At 41.2% G+C, this 17086-nt stretch carries 17 protein-coding genes; 15 read left to right on the top strand and 2 right to left on the bottom strand.

The window, feature by feature from the left end; all coding sequences use genetic code 11:
• Positions 1–152: 152 nt before the first annotated feature.
• Positions 153–1025 (top strand): ROK family protein, encoded by an 873-nt coding sequence (locus C231_RS0105555; protein ID WP_018659638.1) that lies wholly within the window; start codon positions 153–155, stop codon positions 1023–1025.
• A gap of 77 nt (positions 1026–1102) precedes the next feature.
• Here C231_RS0105555 and C231_RS0105560 read toward each other — a convergent pair whose 3' ends face one another.
• The gene (locus C231_RS0105560) at positions 1103–1753 is read right to left on the bottom strand and encodes a deoxynucleoside kinase (protein WP_018659639.1); all 651 of its coding nucleotides are present in this window, start codon (positions 1751–1753) and stop codon (positions 1103–1105) included.
• 198 nt (positions 1754–1951) lie between these two features.
• On the opposite strand from C231_RS0105560, the gene C231_RS0105565 reads away from it, so the two are divergent.
• The 3 genes from C231_RS0105565 to guaB all read left to right on the top strand — a co-directional run bounded on the left by C231_RS0105565 (position 1952) and on the right by guaB (position 4899).
• Positions 1952–2662, top strand: a complete 711-nt coding sequence (locus C231_RS0105565) for a glycerophosphodiester phosphodiesterase (protein WP_018659640.1) — start codon at positions 1952–1954, stop codon at positions 2660–2662.
• Positions 2663–2676: 14 nt separating this feature from the next.
• Complete coding sequence (pcp, locus tag C231_RS0105570; RefSeq protein ID WP_018659641.1) at positions 2677–3327, top strand: pyroglutamyl-peptidase I; 651 nt, start codon at positions 2677–2679, stop codon at positions 3325–3327.
• Positions 3328–3420: 93 nt separating this feature from the next.
• A complete protein-coding gene (gene guaB, locus C231_RS0105575; RefSeq protein ID WP_018659642.1) occupies positions 3421–4899 on the top strand; it encodes an IMP dehydrogenase in 1479 nt (492 codons plus the stop codon).
• Positions 4900–4974: 75 nt separating this feature from the next.
• Here the strand turns inward: guaB and C231_RS0105580 are convergent, their stop codons facing one another.
• Positions 4975–5655, bottom strand: coding sequence for a phosphoribosylaminoimidazolesuccinocarboxamide synthase (locus C231_RS0105580; protein ID WP_018659643.1), 681 nt, complete (start codon positions 5653–5655; stop codon positions 4975–4977).
• 191 nt (positions 5656–5846) lie between these two features.
• Here C231_RS0105580 and purS point away from each other — a divergent pair, with 191 nt between their 5' ends.
• From purS to C231_RS08585, 11 genes are all read left to right on the top strand, one after another.
• On the top strand, positions 5847–6095 hold the full coding sequence (gene purS, locus C231_RS0105585; protein ID WP_018659644.1) for a phosphoribosylformylglycinamidine synthase subunit PurS: 249 nt from the start codon (positions 5847–5849) through the stop codon (positions 6093–6095).
• A 5-nt stretch (positions 6096–6100) separates the two neighbouring features.
• Entirely contained in the window at positions 6101–6733 is a 633-nt protein-coding gene (locus C231_RS0105590) for a phosphoribosylformylglycinamidine synthase subunit PurQ (protein WP_018659645.1), read from the top strand.
• A complete protein-coding gene (gene purL / locus C231_RS0105595) occupies positions 6730–8934 on the top strand; it encodes a phosphoribosylformylglycinamidine synthase subunit PurL (protein ID WP_018659646.1) in 2205 nt (734 codons plus the stop codon). Before C231_RS0105590 ends, purL begins: the two co-directional genes overlap by 4 nt.
• The gene (purF, locus tag C231_RS0105600; protein WP_018659647.1) at positions 8928–10418 is read left to right on the top strand and encodes an amidophosphoribosyltransferase; all 1491 of its coding nucleotides are present in this window, start codon (positions 8928–8930) and stop codon (positions 10416–10418) included. The genes purL and purF overlap by 7 nt, the downstream gene beginning before the upstream one ends.
• Complete coding sequence (gene purM / locus C231_RS0105605; protein ID WP_018659648.1) at positions 10408–11478, top strand: phosphoribosylformylglycinamidine cyclo-ligase; 1071 nt, start codon at positions 10408–10410, stop codon at positions 11476–11478. The genes purF and purM overlap by 11 nt, the downstream gene beginning before the upstream one ends.
• Positions 11475–12053, top strand: a complete 579-nt coding sequence (gene purN, locus C231_RS0105610; protein ID WP_018659649.1) for a phosphoribosylglycinamide formyltransferase — start codon at positions 11475–11477, stop codon at positions 12051–12053. Before purM ends, purN begins: the two co-directional genes overlap by 4 nt.
• Entirely contained in the window at positions 12050–13639 is a 1590-nt protein-coding gene (gene purH / locus C231_RS0105615; RefSeq protein ID WP_018659650.1) for a bifunctional phosphoribosylaminoimidazolecarboxamide formyltransferase/IMP cyclohydrolase, read from the top strand. Before purN ends, purH begins: the two co-directional genes overlap by 4 nt.
• 15 nt (positions 13640–13654) lie before the next feature.
• Complete coding sequence (gene purD / locus C231_RS0105620) at positions 13655–14941, top strand: phosphoribosylamine--glycine ligase (RefSeq protein ID WP_018659651.1); 1287 nt, start codon at positions 13655–13657, stop codon at positions 14939–14941.
• Entirely contained in the window at positions 14938–15441 is a 504-nt protein-coding gene (purE, locus tag C231_RS0105625; protein ID WP_018659652.1) for a 5-(carboxyamino)imidazole ribonucleotide mutase, read from the top strand. Before purD ends, purE begins: the two co-directional genes overlap by 4 nt.
• Positions 15428–16561 carry a 5-(carboxyamino)imidazole ribonucleotide synthase gene (gene purK / locus C231_RS0105630; RefSeq protein ID WP_018659653.1) on the top strand — a complete coding sequence of 378 codons (1134 nt, stop codon included), beginning with the start codon at positions 15428–15430 and terminating at the stop codon, positions 16559–16561. The genes purE and purK overlap by 14 nt, the downstream gene beginning before the upstream one ends.
• A 318-nt stretch (positions 16562–16879) precedes the next feature.
• Positions 16880–17065 carry a hypothetical protein gene (locus C231_RS08585; protein ID WP_156808117.1) on the top strand — a complete coding sequence of 62 codons (186 nt, stop codon included), beginning with the start codon at positions 16880–16882 and terminating at the stop codon, positions 17063–17065.
• The last annotated feature ends 21 nt before the right edge of the window (positions 17066–17086 follow it).

A 17086-nucleotide genomic window follows, 5' to 3' on the forward strand; every position in this document is an offset into this window, starting at 1 on the left:
GCATTTAGTGGCTTATCCTATTGATGAGACCATGCATCATATATGATGCATGGTTTTTATTTTATATAGGGAAAGCGTCTGACGTAGGGAATGATTTTTGGTATGATGTAAACTAAAGGTGAGAAATATTTTTGTGAAGGGGTTTGATTATAATGTATGGAGCTATTGAAGCGGGAGGTACTAAGTTTGTATGCGCAGTATCGGCGGAGGATTTCAGCTCAATCGAAAAAGTGGTAATTGATACAGGGCAGCCACAGCAAACATTGCAGGCGGTGTTTGACTTTTTTGACCGTTATCCACTGAAAGCGATGGGCATTGGATCATTTGGACCAATTGATCTGGATCAAACATCAAAAACATATGGTTATATAATGGAAACGCCAAAATTAGAGTGGAAAAACTTTGATATGTTAGGAGCTTTTGTCAATCGATACAATATTCCCATTGGTTGGAATACAGATGTCAATATTGCAGCACTGGCAGAAGCAACGCTAGGGGTAGCTAAGCAATATCAGTCATGCCTTTATCTTACAGTTGGGACGGGTGTAGGTGGCGGTATCGTTGTTGATCACAAAATTTTTAATAAAAAAAGACATGGAGAGCTTGGACATATTCGAATGAAAAAATTACCAGGAGATCAATTCTGTGGAGTCTGTCCTTACCATGAGGACTGTCTAGAAGGCTTGGTTTCTGGTCCGGCCATTGAAAAAAGAAGTGGCAAAAAAGGAATATACCTTGCGGAAGATGATGAAATTTGGGGATTGGTCAGTTATTATATTGCGCAAGCCTTAGTTGATTATACTTATACACTATCGCCAGATTGTATTATTTTAGGTGGCGGCGTTATGCACCAGAAACATTTGTTGCCGCGAATAAAAGCGTGGTATCAGAAGTTGAATAATCATTATATGCCTGTCGATAACCTTGATGATTATATTGTTGAACCTGCATTGGGGGATGAAGCGGGGCTATATGGTGGATTAGTGTTAGCCAAGGAGCAGTATAATATAGGGACTTCCCACTAAATTAAAAGTCTGAGCCGTTACGCTATCCAGTAGACTTAGCTGCTGGAGGGAGGGTCGTATCGGTCAGACTTTTTTAGCTATTTAAAAGGCAAATTATCAATGTGATGCAGTTTAGCACCGACTTGTTCAATCACGAATTGACGATCTTCTTCATGATCTAAGTTAATTTCATCAATATTAATGATGAGTGTTTCGCTTTTGTCATAAGATTTGAACCAATCATCATAACGACTGTGCAGTTTTGTATAATAAGCAAGCAATCCTTCATTTTGGTCAATTTGTTCAAAGGCGCGTCCACGGCGAGTAATGCGGTCCAGATGTGTTTGCAATGAGCCACGCAAATAAATTAATAAATCGGGTCCTTTTTTTGGCAATCCGTCCAACTCTTCCATCATATTATCCAAAAGCTCTAAGTATAAATCGAGCTCTTCACTGGAAAGGTTACCTTCTTCATAATTAATGCGCGTAAATAATGCATCTTCATAAATGCTGCGATCTAGCACATTATTTTTGTGGTAGAGTGCTTCTTTAATACTTTTAAATCGTTTATTCAAAAAGAAAATTTGCAAGGCAAAGGCATAACGTTTTGGATCTTCATAATATTTCTCCAAGATGGGGTTATTGTCAACTGATTCATAAAAAGGTGTCGTTCCTAATGCATCTGCCAGCATGGTTGTATATGTTGTTTTTCCTGCACCAATCATTCCTGCTAATACTATCACTGCCATAGAGTCTCCTTTGAAAAATATTTTATGACTTTATACTACCACAAGATATAGTGTTTTTGGAAGTTGTCTGTCACAAAAAATATTTATTTTTTCACGAGATATTCACATGCATAAGATCCCATGCTGAAAAATAATCATTATCCAGATAAGTTGTGTGCCGTCTTGTGTATAATAGAAAAGTAGAAAGGGATGAATACTATGAATATTTATGCACATCGCGGATATTCCGGACGCTATCTAGAAAATACGATGGAAGCTTTTATTGCGGCAGATTTGATGCAAGCGGACGGTATCGAATTAGATGTGAGATTGTCGCTTGATGGTGAAGTCATAGTTTTTCACGATGCTACCTTATCGCGAACGTTCCAGTGGCGTGGCTTTATCAGCAAAAAGCCGGCACATATCTTACAACAGATTTATACACGTAAAAATGGGCGCACATATCATATCCCGACATTAGATGATTTTTTATATTGGTTTGCACAGACGAATTTAATGGTGAATATTGAATTTAAAGCCGATTCCGCAAAGGACAATGGACTTGAAGCCAAAACGATTCAACTTTTGAAAGATTATGATGTATGTGACCGCGTCTTTTTCTCCAGCTTCGACGAAAAAGCGCTTAAACGTGCAAAACAACTTGCACCAGAAATTGCAGCGGGTCTACTTGTAAAATCAGCCAGTGAAACAACGATTTTAAAGGCAGCAGATTTGGCCCTTGATTTCTATCATCCATCACATCGAAAATTGACAAAAGAGTTGGTTGCCTTTGCACATCATCATTTGCTCAAAGTGAATGCATGGACCGTCAACAAACCGAAAAATATCTTACGCATGGCCGCTTTGGGAGTGGATGGGATTATTACAGATGATCCCGTACGTGCAAAGATGGTATTGCAGATGAATTGAAAGGAATGAAATTGATGAAAATATTAGTAACAGCCTTTGACCCTTTTGGAAATGATCAAGTTAATCCAGCGCTGGAGGCGGTGAAGCAGTTGCCGCAAGAAATTGCTGGTGCACAAATTATTACGCTTGAAGTGCCAACGATTTTCAATACATCAGCAGCGGTCGTCAAGGAAGCAGTGGACAATTATCGCCCCGATGTCTTAGTGAATATTGGTCAGGCGGGTGGTCGAGCAGGTATTACACCAGAAAGAGTCGCCATTAATATAGATGATGCTGCTATCTGTGATAATGCAGGACAACAACCCATTGATCAAATTATTCAACCTGATGGTGCTGCCGCCTATTTTAGTACATTGCCTATCAAAGCAATTGTTGCTGCACTGAAAGCGGCGGATATTCCTGCAACAGTTTCTAATACGGCTGGAACATTTGTCTGCAATCATCTGATGTATCAAAATTTATACTTAGCACAACATGAGTATCCTCAGATGAAGGCAGGATTCATTCATATTCCTTATATGGATGAACAACTTGGCACACATCAACAACAAAAACCATCGCTACCACTTGCGACATTAGTCAAAGGACTATGTATTGCACTTGAAGCGATTGTTACATTTGATGGACGGCCTGATTTACAAACAATTGAAGGAAAAATTTCGTAATTCAAAATAAAACACGAACTTTTTATGTTTTATTTGAAAAATATACGGGTTTATGATAGTCTACAAACAATTTAAAATAAGGAGGAAATAAAAGTGTCAGGATGGAAGACGAAATTTGAAAAAGAAGGCTTTACTTTTGATGATGTGTTACTTATTCCAGCAGAAAGTCATGTATTGCCCAATGAGGTGGACTTGTCCACGCAGCTTGCCCCGAATATTAAATTGAATTTACCGCTTATGAGTGCCAGCATGGATACGGTAACAGAGGCGGAGATGGCAATTGCGATGGCACGCCAAGGCGGGTTGGGTGTCATCCATAAGAATATGACGATTCAGGCTCAAGCTCAAGAAGTAAAAAAAGTAAAACGCAGTGAAAATGGCGTGATTCATGATCCATTTTTCTTAACGAAAGATCGCCCAGTGCGCGAAGTAGAAGCTTTGATGAATCGCTATCATATCAGCGGTGTTCCCATTGTAGAAACGCGTGATAATCGCAAGCTTGTTGGAATTATTACCAATCGTGATATGCGTTTTATTCAGGATTGGGACAGCCCAATTGAATCTTATATGACGAGTGAGCATTTAGTAACGGCACCTATTGGTACTTCTTTGAAAGAAGCCGAACGCATCTTACATGAACATCGTTTAGAAAAATTACCGATTGTTGATGATGAATTTCGTCTATCTGGTCTTATCACAAGCAAAGATATCGAAAAAGTTGTTCAATTTCCTCATGCTGCTAAAGACAAAGATGGACGACTGCTCGTGGCGGCTGCAGTGGGCATTACGTCCGATACATTTGAGCGTGCACGTGCTTTGATTGCTGAAGCTTTGGATGCTTTAGTGATTGATACAGCACATGGCCATAGCGCAGGTGTTATTCGCAAAATAAAAGAAATTCGTGAAGCTTTTCCAGAGGTAACCATCATTGCTGGAAATGTCGCTACAGCTGATGCTACGCGTGCATTATTTGATGTCGGCGTTGACATTGTTAAAGTGGGTATAGGACCAGGATCCATCTGTACAACACGTGTTGTTGCGGGGGTGGGTGTCCCACAACTTTCAGCTATTTATGAGTGTGCCGATGCCGCACGTGAGTATGGCAAAGCGATCATTGCTGATGGTGGAATTAAATTGTCAGGTGATATAGTCAAAGCTCTTGCTGCTGGTGGAAATGCGGTAATGCTCGGAAGTATGCTAGCTGGAACGGATGAGTCGCCAGGAGAATTTGAAATTTTCCAAGGACGCCGTTATAAAACATATCGCGGTATGGGCAGCCTTGCAGCAATGGAACGAGGCTCAAGTGATCGTTATTTCCAAGGCGAAAATGAAGCGAAAAAATTAGTCCCTGAAGGAATTGAAGGACGCGTTGCCTACAAGGGTAGCGTTGCTGATATCGTCTTTCAAATGGTTGGCGGAATTCGTGCAGGTATGGGGTACTGCGGTGCACCAAACTTGCAGACTCTTCGGGAAGAAGCACAATTTGTTCGAATTACAAGTGCTGGACTGATTGAATCGCATCCGCATGACGTTCAAATTACAAAAGAAGCACCAAACTATTCACTTGGCTGATGATTGATTAAAAAAACTGTCACTTCCTAATATGCATAAAGGCATATCAAAAGAAGTGACAGCTTTTTTATTTTATTATGCTAAATAGCGATGAATATCAAGTGGATGAACGGGCTCACCGCGGTGCGTTACGCGCATATTTCCGCCTGAGATCTCATCAATGAGTAGGATATCACCTGTTTTTTTGCTGCGGCCGAACTCTAATTTAATATCAATGAGGTGCAGCTGATGATCCGCAAGCAATTGCTGAATGATATGGCTGATGTTTCTTGTTTTTTCAATGAGTGTATCATGCTCTTGAGCAGTCAGTAGACGGAGTGCAACAAGTGTTTCCTTTTCAATGAAAGGATCGCCACGTTGATCGTCTTTTAATGAGATTTCAATCAATTGTGGTAATGGATCGCCTTCTTTTACATAATTGCCGTAGCGTCGAACGAAGCTTCCTGCCGCTTCAAAACGGCAAATGACTTCCAACCCTTTTCCAAAAGGTTCGATGGGCAGCACTTCCATGGTCTGTTTGTCAAGATCTGCATTAACAAAGTGAGTTGCAATTCCTGCCGCTTCAATTGCAGTAAAGAAATATTGTGAAAGCATCAAACCTGCACGCCCTGATCCTGGTACAGTTAAACCGACTTCATTGCTTCCGGGATCAAAGACTCCTGCTTTTCCTGTCATATCATCTTTGAATACGAGTTGGATATTTCCTGATGATAATTCATACACATCTTTTGTTTTACCTGTATAAATTTTCTTCATACTGCCCCTTCTTTCTTTTTAATACATTTATTTTACCGTAAAAGCGAAATAAAAACGAACGAAAAATACAAAAAATAAATAAAATAGTTGAAAAAAACGAATAAAATGATATATTTAAGTAGAATATCCGTATAATATTCAAAACAAATCATAAAACGTTCGGTTTTTTAAAAATAAAAGGGAGTGTCCAAATGTATAAAGTGGAAGTTTTCATTTCAAAAAAAGAGTCCGTCATCGATCCAGTAGCGCAAGTCATTCAAGAAACGGCAGATAAATTGCAACCGGCAACATATTCTAATTTTCAAACAAAAAAATTGATTGTGTTTGAAGTCGCTGCACCAAGTCGTGCGGAAGCGGAATCTCTTGCTCATACAGTGGCGCAAAAGTTACTCGTCAATAGCGCGATGGAAGACTATCAGCTTACTGTGAAGGAGGCTTAAATTCTATGAAAGCAGCCATTATTAATTTTTCTGGCGCAAACGGTGCGCTTGAGCTAGCAGAAGCGCTCAACACACATACGGATTTCACTGTTGAACATCTTTCCGATCAGACAATAGACTTAAGTGATTATGGTGTCATTTTTTTACCAGGTGGAGCTTCTTATGGTGATTATCTACGTCCTGGTGCAGTGGCAGCGACCACGCCAGTGATGAGTGCCTTAAAGCAAGTACGCCAATATGCAACGATTATCGGTATTGGTAACGGTTTTCAAATTCTATGTGAAGCAGGCCTACTGCCAGGCGGATTCGTCCAAAATGAATCCCTTAATTTTCATGAAGAATTAGTAACCATTCATTTCAATGACTTGAAACTTCAATTACTCGCCAGTGCGAAATTCGGCCAATATGTTCTGAACGATTCTATAAAAGATGACCAAGTTCTCATGACATATGAAAAAGGGTCGCCATTTGGTTCTCGCGCCAAAAATATCGCTGCCCTTTGCGATGATACTGGCCATGTGATGGGAGTTTTCCCTCATCCGGAACGCGTATGCCAAAGCTGGCAAGCAGCTACAGATGGAAAAGAAGTTTTCGAATGGATCGAAGAAGTAGCGTCTAGAAATGAGGGAAGAAAATGAAGTGGGAATTAATGAATGCGGAAGAAGTTGCACAGACAAAAGTCTATCGTGAATGGGGAATGACCGACGAAGAATATGAGAAAGTGGTCGCCTTATTATCGCGCAAACCAGGTTATACGGAAATAGGGATTTATTCAGCAATGTGGAGTGAACATTGCTCCTACAAGAACTCCAAACCAATCTTAAGAAAATTTTATACTGAAGGACCGCAAGTTTTGCAAGGACCAGGAGAAGGGGCTGGAATTGTCGACATTGGCGATGGACAAGCAGTTGTTTTTAAAATCGAAAGTCATAACTCACCAAGTGCTGTCGAACCTTATGAAGGGGCAGCTACAGGGCTAGGGGGTATCTTGCGCGATGTATTCAGTATGGGAGCGACGCCAATTGCTGGCGTGAATTCTCTTCGCTTTGGCGAACTTACAGATGATCGTACGCGCTATCTCTTTAAAGAAGCAGTTCGTGGCATTAGTGATTATGGTAGCAAGATGGGTGTTCCAACGATTGCTGGCGAAGTGAAATTTGATGAAGCATATCATGGTTCGCCACTAGTGAACGCGATGGTCGTAGGTTTATTGAATCATGAGGACATAAAAAAAGGCGTTGCTTCAGGTATTGGCAATAAAATTATTTATCTTGGAGCAAAAACGGGTCGCGATGGAATTAATGGTGCAACTTTTTCCAGTGATGCAGTACTCGGCGATAACTCCGATCAAGGTTCTGCCGTACAAGCAGGGAATCCTTATCTTGAAAAAAGAGTGATGGATGCATGCTTAGAATTAATTCATGAACATTCCGATATCATTATTGGAGTTCAAGATATGGGGGCAGCGGGACTTGTTTCTTCAAGTTCTGAGATGGCGTCCAGTGCAGATGCAGGGGTTGTGCTATATACAGATCGCGTACCACAACGTGAAGAAGAAATGACACCTTATGAAATCTTACTCTCTGAATCACAAGAACGTATGCTTTTATGTGTCAAAGCAGGTGGCGAGGAAGTGGTCGCTCAAATTGCTGAAAAATATCAACTTCCTGTTGCTGTGATTGGTGAAGTAACATCTGGCAATTTATATCAAGTCTATCATGAAGGAGAACTTGTCGTTGATGTTCCCGTCAGAACGCTAGCAGATGATGCACCTGTCTATGAGAAACCATGGGCAGAGCCAGAACGTATGAAACATGCAGTCGCCTATGTACCAGAAGATTTCGATTTGACCGAGATGACAAAAGCACTTTTAAATACTGCCGATTTAGCAAGTCGTCAGCCAGTCATTGAACAATTCGATACGACCAGCTTAGGACAAACCGTTGTTCGCCCAGGAAGTGATGCGGGCATTGTGCATATTCCAAATAGTGACAAAGGCATCGCCATTACAGTGGACTGCAATGGACGTTATGTTTATCTAGATCCAGAGATTGGCGGTCAGATGACTGTTGCAGAAGCTGCACGTAATATCGTTGCTTCTGGTGGTCAGCCACTAGCGATAACGGACGGACTTAACTTTGGTAATATTAAAGATTTGGAAGTATTTTATGAATTGAAATTTGCAGCACAAGGAATTTCAACGGCAGCTGAGCGTTTACAAACACCTGTTATTTCTGGAAATGTCTCTTTAAATAATGAAAATGAAGCGGGTAGCATTTATCCAACACCAATGGTTGGTATGGTGGGCCTTATTCCTAATATCCACCAAGTGACGCCAATGCATGTTCAACAAGCAGGAGATGCTCTTTATGTTGTAGGTAAGACGGGAGCAGACTATTCTGGAAGTGTGTTGCAAAAATATCAAACAGGAAAAATTTCAGGGCCTCTTCATTTTGACTTAGATGAAGAAGTTCGCCAACAACAACTCATTCAACAAATGAATGAAAAACAATTGCTTCAATCGGCTCATGACCTGTCCGAGGGGGGTCTGCTTATGGGTCTTTTACAAAAAGTTTTCCAAACACCATATGGTTTACAAGTTACGATTAACAAGTCAAAAGCCGAGCTATTTAGCGAAAGTGCATCGCGATTTGTCATATCTATCGCCGCAGATCATCGCACTGACTTTGAAGCATATGCTAAGGAAATGGGCATAAATTGTGAATATCTAGGTGTTGTAACAGAAGAAGAGATGATTGCAGTCCAGTGCAATAATGATCAATTGCATTGTCCAAAAGAAGAATTAGAAGCGATATGGAAGGATGGACTTTCATGTTAGAAAATGTCACCACAGAAAAAGAGTTGCATGAAGCATGCGGGCTTTTTGGCCTATGGAAAGGTGGCAAAGAAGCTGCTCACGTGGCTTATTTTGCACTTCATGCGCTGCAACATCGCGGCCAAGAAGGGGCAGGCATTGTAACATTAGATTCAAAGATGCAAGAAGTTAAACAATTTCGCGGCTACGGTCTTTTGAGTGAAGTATTTCATGAACCACAACGTTTACAAAATTTAACGGGTGACTGTGCAATCGGCCACGTGAGTTATACATTGAATAAACAAGCGAGCGGGTTTGCCGATGTGCAGCCACTCGTTTTCCATTTTTACGATCAGACCATTGCGATTGCGCATAATGGCAACCTAACAAATGCTAAAGTCTTAAGACGAGAGCTTGAAGCAGAAGGTGCTGTCTTTCAGTCTGGCACAGATGCAGAAATTCTCGTCCATTTAATTCGCCACAGTAAAAAAAGTACCTTTCATGAGCGCTTAAAAGAATCGCTATGCAAACTCCAAGGTGGCTTTACTTTTATTGTGATGACCAATGATGAATTGATTGGAATTGTGGATGCGAATAGCTTTAGACCGCTTGCGATCGGTCAGATGCCAAGTGGTGCTTATGTGCTAGCTAGTGAAACATGTGCGCTTCATTCAATCGGTGCGAAATTTGTGCGCAATATTCATGCAGGCAACTTTGCAAGTATTACCGATAAAGGACTAGAGATCTTTGAATATACAACAAAAACACAAATAGCACTTGACGCGATGGAATATATTTACTTTTCGCGTCCTGATAGTGAGATTGCCGGAATTAATGTGCACTCTGCGCGTAAGAAAATGGGTGAAATTCTTGCAAAAGAAGCACCAGCACCTCATGCTGACATGGTCATTGGTGTCCCAAATTCTTCACTTTCGGCAGCGACAGGTTATGCGGAAGCGAGCGGCCTACCTTATGAAATGGGATTAATACGCAACCAATATACGGCGCGAACATTTATTGAACCTACACAAGAATTACGCGAGCAAGGCGTACGCAAGAAATTATCTCCAGTCGTGGGTGTCGTTCAAGGGCGCTCTGTCGTGCTGGTAGATGATTCAATTGTACGTGGAACAACAGCTCGCCATATTGTGGAAATGTTAAAAAATGCTGGTGCAGCAGAAGTCCATTTGCGTATTGCAAGCCCACCATTACGTTTTCCTAATTTTTATGGGATTGATGTATCTACGAGTGGCGAATTGTTAGCGGCGACCCATACAGTTTCAGAGATGTGTTCAGAAATTGGTGCTGATTCATTGGAATTTATGAGTGTTGAAGGCTTATTAGATGCGATTGGTACTCATTTTGATGCACCAAATCGTGGCCTTTGTTTAGATGTCTTTACAGGGGAATATCCAGCACCTATTGTCGATTATGAGGCAACATTAAAAAAAGAATTGAGCCCATTACAAAAAAGAGTCTTAAAAGGGGAGGATGTCGATGGCAAATAAAAGCAATGCGCCTAAAAATGAACAAGGAAGTAGTGCCTATCAAAAAGCTGGTGTCGATTTAGTGAGTGGATATGAAGCTGTTTCACGAATGAAAAAACATATTGCACGTACGCATCGCCCAGAAGTACTATCCGAATTAGGTGGCTTTGGCGGATTATTCTCGTTGGCGAATTTGCAGATGGACGATCCCATTCTCGTGTCGGGAACTGACGGCGTTGGAACGAAAATTCTGCTTGCCCAACAATCTAAAAGATATCACACGATCGGCATTGATTGTGTTGCGATGTGTGTGAATGATGTATTAGCACAAGGAGCATTTCCTCTATTCTTCTTAGATTATCTTGCTGTCGGGAAAAATTCACCGCAAATGATTGAGGAAATTGTTGCTGGTGTTGCAGAAGGTTGTGTTCAAGCGCATTGTGCACTGATTGGCGGAGAGACGGCTGAGATGCCTGATTTATATCATGCTGAAGAATTTGATATTGCAGGCTTTACAGTTGGGGCAGTTGATCGCCAGCAGATGCTTTTGCCAGACAATGTACAAGAAGGCGATGTCCTAATGGGTCTTAAAAGTTCAGGCATTCATTCCAATGGTTTTTCATTGGTGCGCAAACTATTTTTCAAAGATCATCAATGGACATTGCAAGATCAGCTCCCAAGCGGAAAGTTGCTAATTGATGAGCTACTGGCACCTACCAAAATTTATGTTGAAGATATGATGCCACTGCTATCTAAGCAGCTTGTTCAAAGTGTTGCCCATATTACAGGAGGCGGTTTTTATGAGAATTTACCGCGGATGCTACCGGCAGGATTATGTGCACAAGTAGAGCTTTCATCGTGGGAGATTCCTGAAATTTTCCGCATCATGCAATCGTTAGGGGCAATTTCAACACGTGAAATGTTTCATATATTCAATATGGGAATGGGACTTATATTTGCCATCCGTCCAGAAGATGAAGCGAAAGTCCTTGAAGAACTTCCTGCAGCAACACGCATCGGACAAGTTATTAAAGCATCAGATGAACACGTACAATTACTTAATAAAGGGGAATCCATATGAAATTAGCTTTATTAGCTTCTGGAAATGGTTCAAATGTTGCAGCAATTATGCAAGCGATTAATGATGGTACATTAGAAGCAGAAATTGTGGCCATCGTGTGTGATCAGCCAGATGCTTATGTGATTACGCGTGCAAAATTAGCGCAGTTACCTATTTTTGTTGCGCCATTAAAAGCATATAAGACCCGTAAAGCATGGGAGTCTGCCATTGCGGACTACTTAAAAGAAAAAGGGGCAGAGTGGGTCGTGCTAGCAGGCTTTATGCGGATTGTCGGTGCACCTTTATTGGAGGCTTTTCCCCACAGAATTGTTAATATTCATCCTGCACTTTTGCCTAACTTTCCTGGCCGAGATGGTATTGGAGATGCTTATGCAGCAGGAGTTACTGAGACAGGTGTAACAGTCCATTGGGTGGATGAAGGTATTGATAGTGGACCGATTATTGCTCAAGAGAAGTTAACGGTGGATCCTACTTGGACGAGAGAAGAATTAGAAGAGAAGATTCATCATATTGAACATCAACTCTATCCCAAAACGTTACAACGATTAGGAAAGGAAGAGGAGCATTTTTCATGAAAAAACGTTATGCACTTTTAAGCGTGTCGGATAAAAAAGGAATTGTCGAAGTAGCACAGGCCCTTCATGAAGCCGGCATTTATTTATTATCGACAGGTGGCACTTATCAAGCACTCAAAGAAGCACATATTCCCGTTGAGACTGTAGAATCGGTCACGCACTTTCCTGAAATGATGGACGGTCGTGTCAAAACGTTACATCCGCTGATTCATGGCGGACTATTAGCTAATCGAAATATTGAGCAACATCTTCAAGCTATGGCAGACCATAAGATTCCTTCGATTGAATTTGTGGTTGTTAATTTGTATCCTTTTGAGCAAACCATTCAAAATAAAGAAACAACACGCGCAGAAGCGATTGAGCAGATTGATATCGGAGGCCCAACAATGTTGCGTAGTGCAGCTAAAAACTACGAACATATCACTGTTGTAACAGATCCACGTGATTATGGCACATTGGTGGAACAGTTACAAGAAAAAGGAGAAACATCCACTGCATTTCGTGCTTATCTTGCACAAAAAGTATTCGCGCAGACGGCATACTATGATAGCTTGATTGCAGACTATCTTACGGTTCAAGCAGAAGATTTCAAAATGTATGACTGGCCATTTTTAACGCTTGGCTATACAGGAATGGAAGTGTTGCGTTACGGTGAAAATAGTCATCAACAAGCGAAAGTATATCGCCAATCCAGACCATCGAAGTATTCATTACTTGCTGCACAACAACTTCATGGCAAAGCAATGAGCTACAACAATTATAATGATGCGGATGCTGCCATCAAAATAGCGTGCGAATTTGAAGAGCCTGTCGCCGTTGCTACGAAACATACCAATCCTTGTGGCGTTGCCATTGGCGAAACGATTGAACAAGCATTTGATCGCTGTTATAGTGCGGATTCAATTTCGATTTTTGGCGGGATTGTCGTTGTTAATCGTCCAGTATCACTTGCCCTTGCCGAGAAATTACATAAAATCTTCTTAGAAATTATTATTGCTCCTGCTTATGATGTTGAAGCATTTCAACTTTTGGCACGCAAGAAAAATATTCGCTTATTGCAAATGGATTTCTCCGATCAAGCAGCAATTGACCAAAAAGAATATCGCAGCATTATCGGCGGACTCTTGGAACAGACACCTGATAATTCGACAGAATTGAACAGTCTTGGAGAAGCAGTAGCATTGCCAAAAGAATGGGAATTGATGACTGATTGTGCACCAACACCTGAACAATTAAAAGCATTTCAATTCGGCATGAAAGTATGCAAACATGTAAAAAGTAACGCCATCGTAATCAATAATGCCTATATGACATTAGGGATTGGCGCTGGTCAGATGAATCGTGTCGGTGCTGCCGAGATTGCACTTAAACAAGCTGCAGCACGCGATGATTTCAAACCGCATGAAGCCGTGATGGCAAGCGATGCTTTCTTCCCGATGCCTGATACAGTAGCGCTTGCACATACATATGAGGTGCCCGCTATTATTCAGCCAGGTGGTTCGATTCGTGATCAAGATTCGACAGACTTTTGTAATGCACATCAGATGACTATGGTCAAGACGAATATTCGTCATTTCCGCCATTAAAGAAGGGAGATTTGTATGAAAAAAGTACTTGTTATCGGGGGCGGCGGTCGCGAACATGCTCTTGCCCGCGGACTGAGCAAAAGCCAACACGTTGAAAAAGTATTCGTCTGCCCAGGCAATCCAGGGATGTGCTTAGGACAAGATGAGCAAGATGCGCCTATTGAATGTGTGCCGATTTCTGGCACCGATATTCCCTCACTTGTGTCCTTTGCTCAATCTATGGCAATTGATTTGACGGTTGTAGGTCCTGAGCAATCTATTTGTGCAGGTGTTGTTGATGCTTTTTTGGAAAATGATTTGCCAATCTTAGGCCCTACAAAAAAAGCAGCGCAAATCGAATCATCAAAAAAATATGCAAAAGAACAAATGAAACAAGCAGGCGTACGTTGTGCGGACTATCAGTCTTTCTCTGGTAGAGCAGAGGATATGGAACAAGCGCTTGACTATATGAGAAAACAGTCGCTACCTATTGTAATCAAGCAAGATGGTCTAGCAGCAGGAAAAGGTGTAATTATTGCCCAAAGTTATGAAGAAGCTGCACAGACCATTGAAGATTTTGTCGATCATGGAGAACCTTTTATTATTGAGGAATTCTTAACAGGTGAAGAATTTTCTTTCTTTACTTTAGTCAATGGTAGTCAATGTATTCCACTAATGGCAGCTCGCGATTATAAGCGTGCATTTGATCAAGATCAAGGCAAGAACACAGGCGGTATGGGAGCATTCTCACCTGTTCCTTTTGTCGATGAATTATTAGCTCAGCGTGTACAAGACGAGATCGTCCAGCCATTGATGGATCATTTGGTTGCGATTGGCAATCCTTACACTGGCGTATTATATACGGGTGCGATGCTTAATGATAAAGGCATTTATGTCATTGAATTTAATGCGCGTTTTGGCGACCCTGAAACGCAAATCATGCTGCAACGAATTAAAAATGATTTGTATGAATTATTTGCAGCAAGTGTTCATGGACAAAAGGCCATAGCAGAAATGAATGATAATTACTGCTTAGGCGTTGTGGTGGCAGCAGAAGGATATCCGCAAAAAGCAGTAGTAGGTCAGCCGCTCCTATTTACTGAAGATTTTGCCTTTAATTCTGCCGACTTTGCGGGAGTTGCGCGCGATGAACAAGGGCAATTGATTGCTAATGGAGGCCGCTTATTTATGGTCTTACATCAAGCGCCTACATTAGCGGAATGCCGCCGATATGTATATGAACAATTGAGTGCACAAAATCTGCCTTATACATTTTATCGCAAAGATATTGGCGAGAAATTCGCAAAGGAGACTGACATATGAGTGAAGCAAAAGTAGGTGTCATCATGGGAAGCAGTTCAGACTGGGAACAAATGAAAGAGGCGTGCCTAATTTTAGACCGCTTTGGGATTAAATATGAGAAAAAAGTTGTTTCTGCGCACCGCATGCCTTTTGACATGTTAGACTATGCCAAAAAAGCTGCTTCACGTCATTTGCAAGTTATTATTGCGGGGGCAGGTGGTGCAGCACATTTGCCGGGGATGGTTGCCGCAGCAACATCACTTCCTGTCATTGGGGTTCCAATGAAATCAAGTGCACTTTCTGGTTATGACTCATTTCTGTCGATTGTTCAGATGCCTAAAGGAGTGCCTGTTGCTACCATGGCTATTGGTGCAAGTGGTGCTCAAAATGCTGGCCTTTATGCAGCTCGTGTTCTTGCGCTGTATGATGAAAAAGTCGCAGCCCATTATGAACAATTTGTAAAAGATCAATATGAGGCAGCCATTTCGATGACGGAGGCGTTGCACCATGAAGAAAATTAAACGTGGTCAGACCATTGGAATCATTGGTGCAGGACAACTAGGCAAAATGCTAGCACTCTCTGCTCAAGCAAAAGGTTATCGTATCGCGATGTATGATCCCAATCCACAAGCATGTGGTTTCAGTGTTGCAGATACTTATCAGGTGGGATCCTTTGACGACCGTACGAAATTGTTACAATTCATTCAGCAAACAGATGTCGTAACTTATGAATTTGAGAATATTGATGGACCACTTCTGGAAGAAATTGCTGAAAAAAGTTATTTACCACAAGGGGCAACTTTCTTACAAACGACACAAGACCGTCTGATGGAAAAATCATGGCTGGCATCCTTAGATATTCCAGTGGTTGCCCATCATGCAGTACGGACTCTTCAAGATTTACAACAAGCAGCATGTGCCTTGCAATATCCTTTTGTACTTAAGACAACGCGTTTTGGTTATGATGGTAAAGGACAAGAAGTGCTGAAGACACCACAAGATCTAGATAAGCCAGAAGTGCATGCTATTGTCGCTCAAGGAGCGGTAGCAGAAGCCTTTTGCCCATTCCAATATGAAGCATCGATAATCGTGGCCCGTGATCTCTATGGAAATATTGAGTGTTTCCCAGCGGCACGCAATGAGCATCGTTCAGGTATATTATTTGCATCCATTGTTCCACTTGCAAATGAAAAAGTCATTCAAAAAATGCATGCTATCGCCTTTAAGATTGCTCAAAAGAGTGAGCTTGTTGGGGTGTGCGGTGTGGAATTCTTTGTGACAGAGCAAGGCGAGATCTATGTCAATGAACTTGCTCCGCGTCCACACAATAGTGGGCATTATACCATTGAAGCATGCTCTGTGTCGCAATTTGATCAGCATATTGATGCCATTTGCGGTCAAGCACTCGCTCCTATCATATTGCACTCTGATGCATTGATGGTGAACATTCTCGGGCAACATGTTATCGATATCGAGACAGTAAGAGAACATTTTAAAGCGGCACATGTTCATTTTTATCGAAAAGGAGAGAGTCGCACTGGACGTAAAATGGGACATTGGACATGTCTTGCCCCAAATGCGGCTGCTATTACACAAATGCTAGCGACACCATTTTTAAGTAATTGGCGCGATAAATTTTAAGAAAATGATACAATAAATACATTTCTTACATGGTATAAATCATTTAAAAGATCCTGTATTGTTATTATCAGGGTCTTTTTTATCGCTCTAAAAAGATAAAACTTCCTATATATAGTGACTATAGATTTTGCGATTAAAAAAGTAATTTGTATAGATTAAAATAATTCATCATATTAATTTTAATGGTGCTATTGATTATTAATGAATGTGTCCGCATAATCTAGCGCATATCTTGACTTTCTTGAATAAAGAGTGTAAATTTATTAAAAATGCCCATTTTTAGTATGCGATGTAAGAAAAAAAGAAAAGGGTGGCAGTGTGAATAAGAAGATACAAAATATATTGATACATTTACTCTTAGGGGTACTTTTCCTCGTGCATGTTGCACCAATTCATGCACTTGGCGAGACCTTGACACAAGACAATGGCACATTTCAATATCAATTGAATGGTGACGGTGTGCGTGTGACAGGTTTTCCAAGGATCAAACGATTTCTAAATTAGAAATTCCTGATGACATTGAGG

It is taken from the genome of Allofustis seminis DSM 15817, from assembly GCF_000374325.1.
Taxonomy (GTDB): Bacteria; Bacillota; Bacilli; order Lactobacillales; family Carnobacteriaceae_A; genus Allofustis; species Allofustis seminis.

Excerpts from the sequence above, each read along its gene's own strand:
- C231_RS0105555 (WP_018659638.1), top strand. The coding sequence starts at position 153 with ATGTATGGAGCTATTGAAGCGGGAGGTACTAAGTTTGTATGCGCAGTA.
- C231_RS0105560 (WP_018659639.1), bottom strand. The coding sequence starts at position 1,753 with ATGGCAGTGATAGTATTAGCAGGAATGATTGGTGCAGGAAAAACAACA.
- C231_RS0105565 (WP_018659640.1), top strand. The coding sequence starts at position 1,952 with ATGAATATTTATGCACATCGCGGATATTCCGGACGCTATCTAGAAAAT.
- pcp (WP_018659641.1), top strand. The coding sequence starts at position 2,677 with ATGAAAATATTAGTAACAGCCTTTGACCCTTTTGGAAATGATCAAGTT.
- C231_RS0105580 (WP_018659643.1), bottom strand. The coding sequence starts at position 5,655 with ATGAAGAAAATTTATACAGGTAAAACAAAAGATGTGTATGAATTATCA.
- purS (WP_018659644.1), top strand. The coding sequence starts at position 5,847 with ATGTATAAAGTGGAAGTTTTCATTTCAAAAAAAGAGTCCGTCATCGAT.
- C231_RS0105590 (WP_018659645.1), top strand. The coding sequence starts at position 6,101 with ATGAAAGCAGCCATTATTAATTTTTCTGGCGCAAACGGTGCGCTTGAG.
- purL (WP_018659646.1), top strand. The coding sequence starts at position 6,730 with ATGAAGTGGGAATTAATGAATGCGGAAGAAGTTGCACAGACAAAAGTC.
- purF (WP_018659647.1), top strand. The coding sequence starts at position 8,928 with ATGTTAGAAAATGTCACCACAGAAAAAGAGTTGCATGAAGCATGCGGG.
- purM (WP_018659648.1), top strand. The coding sequence starts at position 10,408 with ATGGCAAATAAAAGCAATGCGCCTAAAAATGAACAAGGAAGTAGTGCC.
- purN (WP_018659649.1), top strand. The coding sequence starts at position 11,475 with ATGAAATTAGCTTTATTAGCTTCTGGAAATGGTTCAAATGTTGCAGCA.
- purH (WP_018659650.1), top strand. The coding sequence starts at position 12,050 with ATGAAAAAACGTTATGCACTTTTAAGCGTGTCGGATAAAAAAGGAATT.
- purD (WP_018659651.1), top strand. The coding sequence starts at position 13,655 with ATGAAAAAAGTACTTGTTATCGGGGGCGGCGGTCGCGAACATGCTCTT.
- purE (WP_018659652.1), top strand. The coding sequence starts at position 14,938 with ATGAGTGAAGCAAAAGTAGGTGTCATCATGGGAAGCAGTTCAGACTGG.
- purK (WP_018659653.1), top strand. The coding sequence starts at position 15,428 with ATGAAGAAAATTAAACGTGGTCAGACCATTGGAATCATTGGTGCAGGA.